At 66.0% G+C, this 13,272-nt stretch carries 14 protein-coding genes; 6 read left to right on the forward strand and 8 right to left on the reverse strand.

The window, feature by feature from the left end; translation table 11 throughout:
* Positions 1 to 37 precede the first annotated feature (37 nt).
* Complete coding sequence (locus tag ACIBH2_RS06725; RefSeq protein WP_397114226.1) at positions 38 to 1,318, reverse strand: cytochrome P450; 1,281 nt, start codon at positions 1,316 to 1,318, stop codon at positions 38 to 40.
* 189 nt (positions 1,319 to 1,507) lie between these two features.
* On the reverse strand, positions 1,508 to 2,125 hold the full coding sequence (locus ACIBH2_RS06730; RefSeq protein WP_397114228.1) for a TetR/AcrR family transcriptional regulator: 618 nt from the start codon (positions 2,123 to 2,125) through the stop codon (positions 1,508 to 1,510).
* 180 nt (positions 2,126 to 2,305) lie between these two features.
* Between ACIBH2_RS06730 and ACIBH2_RS06735 the strand changes: the two genes are divergently transcribed.
* Positions 2,306 to 3,301: a DUF6301 family protein gene (locus ACIBH2_RS06735; RefSeq protein WP_397114230.1), complete on the forward strand. Its 996-nt coding sequence runs from the start codon at positions 2,306 to 2,308 to the stop codon at positions 3,299 to 3,301.
* 64 nt (positions 3,302 to 3,365) lie between these two features.
* Here ACIBH2_RS06735 and ACIBH2_RS06740 read toward each other — a convergent pair whose 3' ends face one another.
* Together ACIBH2_RS06740 and ACIBH2_RS06745 are read right to left on the reverse strand one after the other, a co-directional pair.
* The gene (locus tag ACIBH2_RS06740; protein WP_397114232.1) at positions 3,366 to 4,388 is read right to left on the reverse strand and encodes a DUF6301 family protein; all 1,023 of its coding nucleotides are present in this window, start codon (positions 4,386 to 4,388) and stop codon (positions 3,366 to 3,368) included.
* Between the two features lie 57 nt (positions 4,389 to 4,445).
* Positions 4,446 to 4,949, reverse strand: coding sequence for a hypothetical protein (locus ACIBH2_RS06745; protein WP_397114234.1), 504 nt, complete (start codon positions 4,947 to 4,949; stop codon positions 4,446 to 4,448).
* Between the two features lie 74 nt (positions 4,950 to 5,023).
* Here ACIBH2_RS06745 and ACIBH2_RS06750 point away from each other — a divergent pair, with 74 nt between their 5' ends.
* On the forward strand, positions 5,024 to 5,530 hold the full coding sequence (locus ACIBH2_RS06750) for a nitroreductase/quinone reductase family protein (protein WP_397114236.1): 507 nt from the start codon (positions 5,024 to 5,026) through the stop codon (positions 5,528 to 5,530).
* Between the two features lie 6 nt (positions 5,531 to 5,536).
* On the opposite strand, the gene ACIBH2_RS06755 is transcribed toward ACIBH2_RS06750, so the two are convergent.
* The 3 genes from ACIBH2_RS06755 to ACIBH2_RS06765 form a co-directional block, all read right to left on the reverse strand.
* A complete protein-coding gene (locus tag ACIBH2_RS06755) occupies positions 5,537 to 6,772 on the reverse strand; it encodes an RNA polymerase sigma factor (protein WP_397114238.1) in 1,236 nt (411 codons plus the stop codon).
* On the reverse strand, positions 6,769 to 7,161 hold the full coding sequence (locus ACIBH2_RS06760) for a YciI family protein (protein WP_397114240.1): 393 nt from the start codon (positions 7,159 to 7,161) through the stop codon (positions 6,769 to 6,771). Before ACIBH2_RS06760 ends, ACIBH2_RS06755 begins: the two co-directional genes overlap by 4 nt.
* Before the next feature lie 120 nt (positions 7,162 to 7,281).
* Positions 7,282 to 7,407, reverse strand: a complete 126-nt coding sequence (locus ACIBH2_RS06765; RefSeq protein ID WP_397114242.1) for a hypothetical protein — start codon at positions 7,405 to 7,407, stop codon at positions 7,282 to 7,284.
* A 78-nt stretch (positions 7,408 to 7,485) separates the two neighbouring features.
* Here ACIBH2_RS06765 and ACIBH2_RS06770 point away from each other — a divergent pair, with 78 nt between their 5' ends.
* From ACIBH2_RS06770 to ACIBH2_RS06785, 4 genes are all read left to right on the forward strand, one after another.
* Positions 7,486 to 8,454 (forward strand): alpha/beta fold hydrolase, encoded by a 969-nt coding sequence (locus ACIBH2_RS06770; protein ID WP_397114244.1) that lies wholly within the window; start codon positions 7,486 to 7,488, stop codon positions 8,452 to 8,454.
* 40 nt (positions 8,455 to 8,494) lie between these two features.
* Complete coding sequence (locus ACIBH2_RS06775; protein ID WP_397114246.1) at positions 8,495 to 9,703, forward strand: FAD-dependent monooxygenase; 1,209 nt, start codon at positions 8,495 to 8,497, stop codon at positions 9,701 to 9,703.
* A 220-nt stretch (positions 9,704 to 9,923) separates the two neighbouring features.
* Entirely contained in the window at positions 9,924 to 10,940 is a 1,017-nt protein-coding gene (locus ACIBH2_RS06780) for a DNA topoisomerase IB (protein ID WP_397114248.1), read from the forward strand.
* A gap of 43 nt (positions 10,941 to 10,983) precedes the next feature.
* Entirely contained in the window at positions 10,984 to 12,171 is a 1,188-nt protein-coding gene (locus ACIBH2_RS06785; RefSeq protein WP_397114250.1) for a zinc-dependent alcohol dehydrogenase, read from the forward strand.
* Between the two features lie 59 nt (positions 12,172 to 12,230).
* Here ACIBH2_RS06785 and ACIBH2_RS06790 read toward each other — a convergent pair whose 3' ends face one another.
* Positions 12,231 to 12,848: a class I SAM-dependent methyltransferase gene (locus ACIBH2_RS06790; protein ID WP_397114252.1), complete on the reverse strand. Its 618-nt coding sequence runs from the start codon at positions 12,846 to 12,848 to the stop codon at positions 12,231 to 12,233.
* Positions 12,849 to 13,272: the final 424 nt, after the last annotated feature.

Consider the following 13,272-nt stretch of genomic DNA (forward strand, 5'->3'; position numbering starts at 1 on the left):
GCGGATCGACCACCGGGGGGCCGGTCACCATCTTGTGCTACCCGCGCGAATGCTCGGCAAACGGACGCGCACGCAGGACGAGGTGGAAATGGTCCAGCGACGGGGGTACCGGATCGGAAAGGTCCGCACCGGCCTGTACTCGGTAGGAGTGCGTGCGCATCAGCGCGGCCAATGTGGTGCTCGCGGTGAACAACACGATATTTCGCCCCGGGCACGCACCGGGACCGGCACTGAACGGAACGAGCTCCGGATGCCGCCGCGCTTGCCCGTCCAACCAGATGCGCGGGGCGAACGTATCCGCGAATTCGAGGGTGGACGCGTCCCGATGGAACAGCGGGGCGTAGACCACGAACGTCGTGCCCTGCGGATAGCGCTCGCCGTGCCACGTCAGGTCGACGGCGCTTTCGCGCAGGATCATCGGCGTGGTGGGCCACAGCCGCACGGCCTCGAGTACGCAGCCACGGGCGCGGTCGAGTACCCGCGGCACAGACGCGTCGGCCTCGAATTCTTCCCGCACCCACCGCTCGTCGGCGGGGTGTGCGGCCAGCAGTGCCAGCGCCCGGAAGGTGGCGATGCCAGCGGCATCGAAGGCGAACAGCCAGTGCGCCACCTGATCCGCGGCCGCCAGGTCCGGCGTGGGATGAGCGCGCGCGATCGCCTCGGCCAGTGTTCCGGGAGCGGGATCGTCGAGGTAGCGTCGCACCGCGTCGTGGAATCTACTGCGGCGCTGATCGTCTCGGCGGCGCGCGAAGGCCCAGTTCGCTCGGCTTCGCAGGGCGGCGAGGTCGTCGGTGAGGCGATCATCCAGACGCGCGGCGTCTCCGAAGATCACGCCGCGAACAATGCGCCACCACGCGGTCGCGAACCGGTCCCAGGTCAATGCACCGGCCGTATCGATCTCCGTCAGCAACTCCGCGGTTTCCCGCTGGACTCGCTGTAGGAGGGCCGGGGCCGCGGAATGCAGCGCCTGCGGCGTTTGCAGCGCGGTTTCGTTGAACAGCCTGCGCCTCTCGCGGTCCTCGCCGGTGCTGGCGAGGACGCCATGCGGCTGGAAGTGTCCGAGCGCGGCCTGTTTTTCCGGGGTGGTGGTCGCGATCTCCGTTGTCGGCGCGGACAAGAGGCGCTCCACGTCGTCCCCGTCGAGGACGACCGCGACGCTGCGTCCGGGGATCGACAGCCGCAGCGGAGCCGGGCCGCGACGCGCACGCAGCTGGCTCAGCAGGCGCACGGCTCGTTCGTCGACGCGCAGTCGCTGCGCGAGCGCCACCGCGACCGGCCGTCGAATGATGACGCCCTGCGCCAGGGTCGGAAATCCCACCGCGGCGAGGATGCGCGCGGTGTCGGTAACCGACCTGATATCGGCACCGAGCCGTTTACCTGAGCGTGTCACAGTCGCCGAGTTGATCATGTGCACCGCGTACCCGCGACACCTGACGCTAACCCAGTCGACTCGACCACACTCGACGGCGACACGAAGCGGATAGCCAGCTCATCGCCGCTCCGCCATTCATCGCGGCGGGGCTTGGCGAGCCAGCTGCACCCCGGACAGGCCTGTCCAGCACAGGCTCGCGGTGGTGGCGACGGCATCGCGCTTGGCCAACTGCTTGCCGGTCGCCGCCCAGTCACGCGCGCAGGATTGAGCGATCGCCACCAATTCGGCGGTGATCAGCCACCCCTGCGTGGCCTGCGGCAACGGGTAGGGCGCGAGCGCGCGCGAAACCGTCGCGGTGCAGATCGAAGCGGCCTGATGTGCCACACGCTGGGCTGAGGGCTCGTCGGTGACGGCGGCTCCCGCCAGCAGGGCGGCGCTGCGCGGATGGGTATCGGCGAAGTCGAACAGTGCGGTCACCGTCGCGGTCACGATCGATTGCAGCCCTTCGGCGCGTTCGAGGGTGCCGGTGAGCGTCTGGTCCAACACCTCCAACGCCTCGTACAACGTCGCCAGATACAGCTCCAACTTGCTCGAAAACGACTTGTACAGCACGGGTTTGCTGATCCCCGCTCGGCAAGCGATCTCATCCATACTCGCGGCGCGGTACCCGCAGGCCGCGAAGAGCCCCGCCGCCGCGGCCAGTATCGCGCGCCGCCGCTCCCGCCGCGCCGCGGCGATTCCCTCATCGACCATGCTGGCCACCTCCTCGGCCTTCACCGTAACGGCACCGCCGCCGGAACGGGGCAAGGAGCCAAGCATCGACGAGAACGGCCTCAGCACCACCCTCATCCCAGCCCTGGCCGCCTGCCACCGCTCTCGGCCTTCAAGATCTGGCGTCACCGCTGACGCGGACCTCAGCCGTACGATCCGACCATGCACGCTGATATCGACGAGGCAGTCCGGATCGCCCGCCTCGCGGCAGATTTCGACTGGACCTGGGCAGCGGAAGACGTCCAGCGGTTCAGTGCCGCGGCAGGCTGGACCGTCGTCGGACAGCGCCCACGCGAACGCGGCACAGACCTCCGAACCGGACTCGACATTCCCGACCCTGTCGGGCGGGCGATCTACAACCGCAGATTTTTCGAGCGCGAAGGCTCACCCGAGCAGCTGATCTCGGAGATCCTCGTCACCGTGACGAGTCAGGTGAAAGACGCCACCCCGCAACGACATCGGTGGTTGACGAACACTTTCGCGGATTTGTTCGACCGGTTGGTCGCGGAACTCGGACAGCCATCGAAACCCTCGCCTGGGGATCCGTCGCACGTCCGTTGGACGCTGTCGACGACCGTGCTGATCGTTCGTATGGACAAGGATTCGGTCGGGCTGAGGATTGTGAATCCGATTTATCAGCAATGGTGGGATCGCTGGACTGCCCGCGACGACGGGGACGAAGGGGCTACGGACAGCGACGACGAGGACAGCGACGCGCTGCCGGACCAACCACGCAGCTGGTCCGCGTTCTCCTCAGCGTTGGCCCTGACGCTGAACCGGCTGCACTCCGACGATCAAGTGGTGATGACCAGCGGACAGGACGCAATCGCGCAATTCGAGATGGATTGGTTCAAGATAGCCTGCTTCGTGCGCGCGGACATGAAAGATGTTGTGGTCCACACTATTCCGGGCACAGTTGGAGCAGCTATGACCGCCGACGACTGGCAGATCGGCACCGGACCTGACGAAGGCTGGTGGCAACGCACCCTGCGGTGGCCTGCTCGCTACGAAGAGTTCGAGGCCGCCGCCGAAGCGGTCAGTCTCGCCCTACGCGAGGTCATCGGCGTGGGTTCACCCACAGATCTGGCAGTGACCGGCTGGAGCAACGCCTCGGAATATTCGTATCCGGATATCACAGCCTTCGGCATTCGCAGGTGAACGAACCGCTGGCCGCCGTCGACAGTTGGTTGCGGCATGGGCTGGTGGCGACGCGGGGCTAGCTTTAGCGGCCGGATGCCGTGAGGAACGCGGCAACATCCGGCATGAGGTCGGAGTCGGAATCGTTTCCGGCAACCAGCTGTAGATCGGTGGGCTGAGCCACTTCCAGAACTTCGCGCAGGATGATGACCGCGCCTTCGGCCAACGCTTCGCATGCACGGTACGGGGCTGGCCAACTGATCGATCGCTCCCAATTCGCGTGATGAATCGGGGCAGCGGTCGACCAACCCAGGTCGACCGCTTTCGCGTGGTGCTCCTGCGAGTGGCCGTCGCCCCACGTGACGAGGCATTGCAGTTCGTGCCAGCCCATCTCGAACCACACACCGGTGTCGCCGCCAGAAGCAGTCAGTGCCAGGATCCCGTCCACAGGCAATCGCGTCAACGTCAACGCGAGCGCGGAGACGAAATCCGGCCAGGTACTGGGGAACTCGGCGCTTTGCGCTAGCGAGTCCTCGGAATCCTCGTCGTCGTCGAAATCCTCGTCGTCGAAGTCGTCGTCTCCTCGGTACTCCCTGGCAAGACGGTTCAGGTGGTCTTGGTAGACCGGGTTGACGATCCGCAACCCGATCGAACCATCCTGACGGTCGATGGCGAGAAAGAAGACAGCTCGCGGCAGTGTCCAAACGACCTTCAAGTTGATGTCGTTGACTCGGTGCGATGGCAATCCGAACGCCAGCGACAGCCGCTCAGCCAACTCGGCGAAGGTATCGACGAGGAACGCACGCCCCGTCGGTGAAGACTCGTCAACGAGGTCGGTCAGATACACGACGATCTCTCTGACCTCTGCGCCGTGTATTCTCCGCCTTTCGAAGAACTCTGGGTCGTACTCCACTTCTCCGATAGGAGTCGCGATCCGCAGGCTGGTCCGAAACCGAGCGTATTCGGGGCCGGTGCCGGTAGGTCCTGTCCGGGCACTCTGCCAACCCGCATGCCGACAGAACCGTTCGACGTTCGCTTTCGTCCAGTCCCAATCGAAACCCGCTGCCAGGCAAGCGATCTGGACCGCACCTTCCATGTCGACACGCACTGTCGATTCCTTCTTTCCACACTCGTGAACCGCTGGCTACCTTAACGGCCGAGGAGGCTAGACACCCCAGAAGAAGATGAGATCCTTACCCGCGAGCAGGGATTCGTTCATCCAGTGGATTTCGTCGTCGACCTCATCTCCCTCTCCGCCGTCATTGACGTCGGTGCCCGTGTCCGCGGTGCGCTCCGCGAGTTCCTCGGCGTTGTTCTCCTTGGTCCAGATGGCGCAGCCGGATCCTTCGGGCGGGGGCAGCAGGTCTTCGAACGCCCAGTCGTAGAAGATGTCGGCGATGTCCGGGCAGCTTCGGAAATGGAAGACCACCGAATCGATGCTTTGGCCGCCGAGAATCGAGCAGATGGAATACATGGCCGCGGTGTACTCGTCCGCGTCGTCCTCATCGAAGGGCCCACCGTCGATGATCGCCCGAAATATCTTGGGGTCGACCGCATCCTCGGTCGCGGCAGCGTCGAGGAGCCGACTCAACAACGCCTCGTCCTTGCTGCCGATCACCCCCTCGAGTTGCGCCTTGTCGCCCAGATAGACCTGCATCACATGTCCCACGCCGCAACAGTAGCGGTCCAACGCGCAACCGACTTAGGGCGGTAACTGTCCTATCTTGCCGACATACTCGAATCATGAGCGAATCCGAAGCGACTGCGGCACAGCGGAATCAGGCCGATATCACCGGGTATGACGATCCGAACGCGCCCTGGAACCAGGAGTGGGATCAGGGCGACGCCTACGGGAATGATGATGTGATCAAGGAGTTTCGGGAGAATTCCGGCGTGGTGGGTGGGGCTTATGCCGGGGCGGAACTCATCTTGCTCACCACTACGGGAGCCAAGAGCGGTAAGCGGCACACGACTCCGCTGGGGCCCGCGTACCGGGGCGACATCATGTACGTGAGCTCGTTCATGGAGGACAAGAACCCGGCCTGGTGGCACAACATCAAGGCGAATCCGCAAGTCACCGTGGAACTTCGGGGGAAGACGTACCAGGCGACCGGCAAGGTGCTCGAAGGCGCGGACTACGACGAGTTCGCGGCTTGGGTGCTGGTCAACAACCCGCTGCTGGCGGACTTCCAGTCCAAGATCGACCGTCCGATGCCTCTGGTGGTGCTGACTCTCGACAGCGAGAGCTGAGCGCGGCTAGCTGGCGTCGGCGAGGCGACGCATACGACCGTTGAGGTACCGCTGTTCCGGGACGCTCGTGGCGAGTTGCGCTGCGCGGCAATAGCTGTCGATCGCGCCCGCTCGATCGCCGATCATCTCCAACAGGTGTGCGCGCACCGCGTGGGTCCGGTGATGACGCCGCATCGAGGGGTTGTCGAGCAGCGGCGCGATCAGGTCCAAGCCCTGTTGTGGGCCGAAGGCCATGCCGACGGCGACGGCACGGTTGAGGGTCACGATCGGGCTGGGCGCCACGCGATCGAGCATGGCGTAGAGGATGCTGATCTGCGGCCAGTCGGTGCGCTCCCACGTGGGCGACTCCGCGTGCACCGCGGCGATCGCCGCCTGCAACTGGAACCGTCCGACATGACCGCGAGGCAGCACCCGCTCCAGGATGGCCACGCCTTCGGCGATCGATTCCCGGTCCCACCGGGAACGGTCCTGCTCGGCCAGCGGCACCAGATTGCCACCTTCGGTCCGAGTGGCCGCTCGCGAGTGCGTGAGCAGCATGAGGGCCAGTGCGCCCGCGACTTCGTCGTGATCCGGTATCGCGCAATGCAATTGGCGGGTGAGCCGGATAGCTTCCTCGGCCAGGCTCCAATCCATCAGTGCGTCGCCGACGGAACGGGTGTGCCCCTCGGTGAACAGCAGATGGCACACGTCGAGTACCGACGCGATGCGCGCGGGCAGGTCCGGTCGGCTCGGGAGTTCGAACACCGCAGCGGCCGCTCGCAGGGTCGACCGGGCGCGGGTGAGGCGTTGGGTCATGACGCGTTGGGGAACGAGGTACGCGGCGGCGATTTCGCGAGTTCCCAACCCGCACACGGCATGCAGGGTCAACGCGACCTGTGAGGAGCGGCTCAGACTCGGGTGGCAGCAGAGCACGAGCATCCGCAGCATGTCGTCGCCGTCGTCCGCCTGATCCACCGGCGGCACCAGGTACGCGTCACCAGGCTGGGCGACGCCCACGGCCTCCTCGCGCCCGGCTCGCGCTCGGTCGGCCCGCACCCGATCGATCAAGCGCCGCGAGGCCACGGTGATGAGCCACCCCCGAGGATTGGCGGGCACCCCGTCGCGCACCCACTGCACCGTCGCCGCCTCGGCCGCTTCCTGCGCGGCGTCCTCGCAGTCACCGAGGTCACCGTGCCTGCGCAGCAGAGCGGCGAGGACGTGCGGCGACTCGCGCCGCCACACGTCCTGCACCACCCGGCTCATTGGTCGTCGCCGCCCGGCCACATCGCGGGCCGCAATTCGATGGTTTCCCCGGGTCCGGCGAATTGCGCGGCGATCTCCTCCGCGCGGGCGTGGTTGTCGACGTCGATCAGGAAGAACCCCGCCAGATGCTCCTTGGCCTCCGAATACGGCCCATCGGTCGCCAGCGGTTTGCCGTCACCCCACCGGTACAGCCGCGCCGACTCGGGCGCGCCGAGCGCCTCCCCCGTCACCAGCTCACCCTTCTCCTGCATCTCCCCCAGCAGCTTCTCGAAATCGGAGTTCACCCGATCCCGCTCCTGCTGCGACATCGCCTGATACTCCGGCAGATAGTCGCTGGTCGGATGCCCCCAGGGCTGCGGATTGGAGTGAATCAGGATCACGTACTTCATCACGGCTCCTTCGCGTTCGCGGATGCGCCCGAATGACCCATCCTTACCTGAAACGTCGGAGTCGATGACGCGATGTCGACATCGACTGTTCGGCGGCCCTGGCGAAGTCGTCGACGATGGTCACCGGGGGCGCGGCCACGAACCCCGGAATCCGGCCACGCGGACGCCGGGCACGCGACTGGGGCGCGGCGGGCGCAGGACGTCCCACACTGCCGCGTCGCTGGCATCGCCCGCGACGGAGCGCATCGTCAAAAGCTAACCGACCCCGCATGTTCGGAACATTCGTGCAATACGCGGATGGAGGGACAGGGTGACAGTGGGCGCATGGCTACTTCAGCACCCGCCCCGCCGGATCCACAGCCCCGCCGAATCACAGCGCGCCGCGGAATCATCGCCGCTATCGGCTTTTTCACGATCGCGGGTCTGCTACTGAACGCGCTGGTCGTGAATCGACAGGCCGCTGCCGCCACCGGGGACTACCTCGTTTCGGTCGACGGCGACGATATCGCCGTCCACCAGGACGGTCCTCACAGCGCCCCCACAATCGTCCTGATCCACGGACTGGGCGGCTCGGCCAACTGGTGGAACCCAGTGGTTCCGGCACTATCGACGTCCTATCGCGTCATCCGCATCGACCTGCTCGGCCACGGCCGGTCGGCGAAACCGGCTGGTGGCGGCTATTCGATTCCGGAGCAGGGCCGCCGGGTCGGCGCCGTGCTGGACCGTCTCGGGGTGACCCGCGCGCTCGTGGTCGGCCACTCGACCGGCGGGTCGGTCGCCACCGCCCTCGCCGAGCAGCGCACCGATCTGGTCACCGCGCTGACCCTCGTCAACACCGGACCGCACCGCGACGCCTTCATCTCCTCCGGCGTCATCGGCAATCTGTTGACGGTTCCCATTGCAGGACAGCTTCTTTGGCGATTCCGCTCCGATGACCTGATCCGCAAGTCGATGAGTTCGGCGGTCACCCGCGACATCGAGATCCCGCCACAGCTGGTCGACGACCTCCGCGGCGTGACCTACCACGCTCTCACCGCCACCTCCCAGGAGTCCACCGCCTACCTCGAGCAACGCGCACTCCCCGATCGCCTCACCGCTCTGAACAAACCGCTACTGGTGATCTTCGGCGAGGAGGACCGCAGATGGCGCTCGTCCTCCGCCACGAACTATCGCGCGGTGCCCGGTGCTCGCGTAGACCTGCTACCGGGTATCGGACACTCCCCCATGCTCGAGGATCCGTCACGAACCGCCGCGATCTTGTTGGAGTTCAGCATGATTCACACATCACCCTAGGGCTCGTGCGCGAACTTCCCGCCAGGCGGATCGTGGAGGTATGACCGAGTTGACGAATAGGCGGGTATTGGTTGCCGGGGCGGGGATCGCGGGTCTGACGACGGCATATTGGTTGTCCGAGTATGGATTCGAACCGACCGTTGTCGAGTTGCGACCCGCGCTTTCGGCTGGCGGGCAGACCGTCGATGTGCGCGATCAATCACTCGAGGTGGTTCGACGGATGGGCGTCGAAGACGAAATGCGCAAGCACAACGACAAAGTGGAGGGCATGCGATTGGTCGACGCCGAAAACCGCTGTCTCGCAACGACCGATATGCGGGGTATCCGAAGTCAGTACGGCAGTATCGACATTCCCCGCCCCGATGCGATCGCTATCCTCTACGCGCTGGTGCGAAACAGGGCGGAGTGTGTCTTTGGCGACTCGATCCGATCGTTGCGGCAGCACGACACCGGCGTCGCGGTGTCCTTCGAGCACGCTCCGGAACGCGAATTCGATCTCGTGATCGGCGCGGACGGCCTGCATTCCACCGTGCGGCGGTTCGCGTTCGGGGCACCGGACGGCTACACCCGATTTCTTCGACATTACGTCGCGTTCGGCGACGCCGACCCAGCACTGGGACCCGAAGGCCAGATGACCCTGTACAACACCCCGGGACGGATGGTGGGTGTCTACCACGGGCGCGGAAGCGGACAAGTCAAGGGCTACTTCGCTTTTCACAGCGCCAAGCCGCTGCCCTACGACCCGCGCGATCCCGCTGACCAAAAGCGGCTTCTCGCAGCGGCTTTCGCGGATGTGACGACCTGGTTCGTCCCAGACCTACTCGCCAGCGCGCTCGCCGACCCCGACCTCTACTTCGACGCGATGAGCCAGATCCGCATGCCGTCCTGGTCCACCGGACGAATCGCCCTGGTCGGCGACGCCGCCTACTGCGCCGCACCCGTCTCGGCCGCAGGCGCCGAACTAGCCTTGACCGGCGGCTATGTACTGGCCGGTGAACTCGCCGCCGCAGCGGGAGACCATCGAACCGCCTTCGCCCGCTACCAACACCAACAGCGCCCCCTCGTCGAACGCAAACAACGAGTAGACGCGAATCTCCGCTTCATGGTCCCCCGAACCCGCCGAGGCATCTGGACCCGCAACACCATCGCACGACTACCACTGCTGAAGACAGTCGCCGGACTCGCCAACATCATGGCCCCGAAAACCACTGCGCCACTACCGCACTACGAACTCCCACGCTCCAGCTGACACCACCGCCGAGGCTGTCGGTCCGCGTCGAGGTCGTCGTAACACGTCAGAGCGGATCCGGTAGGCCCAGGGGGCCGGATCCCCGTAGCCGGTGGCGCACTGCTGGCCGGGGCTTCGATGGCGCGCGCTCTCCAGGAGCTCGGTTTCGCCGAACAACTGCCGGGAATGTCGTATGCGGCACCTCGGATGGCGGATGCGCGAGTTGGGCAGGAGGGTCGCGATGCGGTTGCGGCGGAGTACGCCGTACGGACCTGGGCTTCGGCGCGTCGGTCGGGGTCGCGGCTTCAGCTATGTCACGGACGCGGGCGAGCCGGTGGCGGACGAGGAGACGCTCGACCGGATTCACGCCCTGGCGATCCCGCCCGCGTGGCGCAAGGTGTGGATCTGTCCGTACGCCAATGGCCACATCCAAGCGGTGGGGGTCGATGCGGCCGGGCGGCGTCAGTATCTGTACCACGAGAAATGGCGTCAGGACCGGGACGAGGAGAAGTTCGACCGAGTCCTCGAGCTGGCGGCCGAACTACCCGCGGTGCGCGAGCGAATCCACGCCGATCTGCGCCGAACCGGCCTGGACCGGCAACGGGTGGCCGCGGTCGCCCTGGGCTTGGTGGACCGGGGCGTGTTCCGGGTCGGTGGCGAATCCTATGCCGAGGAGAACGGCACCCGTGGTGTGGCGACCTTGCTGCGCGAGCAGGTGCGCCTCTCCGGGGACGAGATGCGGTTCGACTACCCGGCCAAGGGCGGCATCCGGCGACAGGTGCGAATATCGGATCCGGATCTGGCCTGCGCTATCCGTTCGCTGCGTCGCAGCCGATCCGGTTCGCAGCGGCTGCTGGTCTATCGGCACGGCTCGCGCTATGGCGAACTGCACGCCGAGGACATCAACGACCGATTTCGGGAGCTGTCCGGGTGCGATTGCAGTGTCAAGGACCTGCGAACCTGGCACGGCACCGTGCTCGCCGCCGCCGGTTTCGCCGCTATCGACCGGCCGAGTTCCAGCCGAGCACGGCAGGCGGCCGAGCGCGCTGTGATCGCGGATGTCGCTGCGGCGCTCGGCAATACGCCCGCCGTCGCGCGCGAATCCTACGTCGATCCGCGGGTGCTGGAGGCCTTCGAGCAGGGCTCGACGATTTCGTCCGCGCTGCGCCGGGCGGCCGCCGCCGACTCCGACCAGGAGAGCCAGCGCATCGTGGAGCGGGCGGTGATTCGGTTACTGCGCCGCGTCCGCAAGGGCTGAGACGGCCCTCTTCTTCTCAATGAGCTGACAGTTTGGAGCGAACATGAAGGCAGTGACGTGGCAGGGCAAGCGCAAGGTCGGCGTCGAGACCGTGCCCGATCCGCGGATCGAGGTGCCGACCGATGCGGTGATCAGGGTGAGTTCCTCTGGTATCTGCGGGTCGGATCTGCACCTGTACGAGGTCCTCGGTGCGTACATGAGCCCAGGTGACATCCTCGGGCACGAGCCCATGGGGGTGGTCGAGGAGGTCGGGCCGGGCGTTCGCGAGCTGTCGGTGGGGGATCGGGTGGTGATCCCGTTCCAGATCGCGTGTGGTTCCTGTTTCATGTGCGGGCAGGGATTGAGTACCCAGTGTGAAACGACTCAGGTGCGCGAACAGGGCAGCGGCGCAGCGCTTTTCGGCTATTCGAAGCTGTACGGCCAGGTTCCTGGCGGTCAAGCGGAATACTTGCGAGTCCCGCATGCCGACTTCACCCATATCAAGGTTCCCGAGGGACCGCCCGACAGCCGTTTCCTCTATCTCTCGGATGTGCTGCCGACCGCGTGGCAGGCGGTCGAATACGCGGCGGTGCCGAAGGACGGCTCGCTGACGGTGCTGGGTCTCGGCCCGATCGGTGATATGGCCTGCCGCGTCGCCGCCCACCGTGGAATCCGCGTCATCGGCGTCGATCTGGTGCCGGAACGGTTGCGTCGGGCGGCCGAACGCGGAATCGAGACAATCGATCTGAACGCGATCGATCAGCCCGTCGGTGACGTGGTGCGCGAGATGACCCAGGGCCGGGGCACCGACTCGGTCATCGACGCGGTGGGTATGGAGGCGCATGGTTCGCCGATCGCCTCGATCGCGCAACGCACGGCCGCCTATCTGCCGGATGCGCTGGCGCAGAGGGTGATCGATGCCGCGGGCCTCGATCGGTTGGCCGCGCTGCACAGCGCGATCGACATCGTGCGCCGCGGCGGCACGATCTCGCTGATCGGCGTATACGGCGGCATGCTCGACCCACTGCCGATGCGTGTCCTGTTCGACAAGCAGATTCAACTGCGGATGGGGCAGGCCAATGTGAAGCGCTGGGCAGACGACATCCTGCCGCTGCTCGGGGACGACGACCCCTTGGGTGTGGAAACCTTCGCCACCCACCGACTGCCGCTCGATTCCGCGGCCGAGGCCTACGACCTGTTCCAACGGAAATCCGACGGCGCGATCAAGATCGTCCTCGACCCCACCATATGACTGACCCGGCTGGATGAGCCAGCTGATCTCGCCCGGAAAGCCGCTGCGCCCCACAAGTTCTACTCGTTCACCCATCGCCACTGGATCGTCGACCAAGGCTGGGCTCGCGGCAGCAAGTCATGCACCGCGGCAACGACACCGGGCCACGCCGAGGCGATGTAGTCATCGCCGGACAACCAGCCGCCAGGCATCACTTTCGGCCGCCACGCCGTGATGTCTGCCGCCACACTGTCGTAGTCGTGACCGGCATCGATGTGGACCCAGGCGACGGAGGCGTCAGCGAACAGGTCGGCCGTCGGAACCGAACCGCCGACCACGATCAGGACCTGGTCGGCGAAGCCGCACGCGATGAGATTGCGATGGAGAAGACCGGCGAAGGTCCCACCACCGTCGGCGACGGCGGCACCGTGGGCGTCGATGCCGCGCGGCCCTTCTGGTCCGCTACCGCGACAGGTGTCCACACCCACGAGAGTGAAGGACTTACCGCTGTCCGCGACAACCTCGGCCAGCGAGCACAGACTGCGACCGAGATAGTTGCCGACCTCGACGAAAGTACCGCCGCCGGGAAAATGAGCGACCGCTTCCTCCTGAGCATCTCGCCACGTGAACCACCCGGGTATGTCCTGCCAACGTCGCACAGAGACACCGGTATCGGCTTCGCCGGGATTCGACATCATGTCCCGACGCTACGGTGTGCCCTTGGCCTACCGCGGCACTTCGAGAATGTCGATGCGCCGGTGCGTGATTCAGCTTCCATGATGCGATGTTCGAGTCTGGTCGGAGTTCTCGCGTGCGGTACGGGTGAGCGCGGTGGCCCTCGACCATGGTCGGCGAAGCGGTGGCGGTCGGCATCGCCGGGAGGCCGGTGGGCAGATCGTCCATGGACTCGATCCGCAGAATCAACGACATACCCAGGCCGAGGGCCCGCCCCGACAGCCGCCACCCCTCGCACACCGCACGCACATTGGCGCTGGCCGTCGGCGAAAAGCACTGTGAACGAAGCGATATCGGCCAGCGTGACCACCAGCGGGTCATTTGGCGCGATACTCACCAGTCCGAGCCCGCCGCCGCCGATCACCGCAGCGGCCACTGGCGCAACTC

Source organism: Nocardia sp. NPDC050406 (genome assembly GCF_044459025.1).
Taxonomy (GTDB): Bacteria; Actinomycetota; Actinomycetes; order Mycobacteriales; family Mycobacteriaceae; genus Nocardia.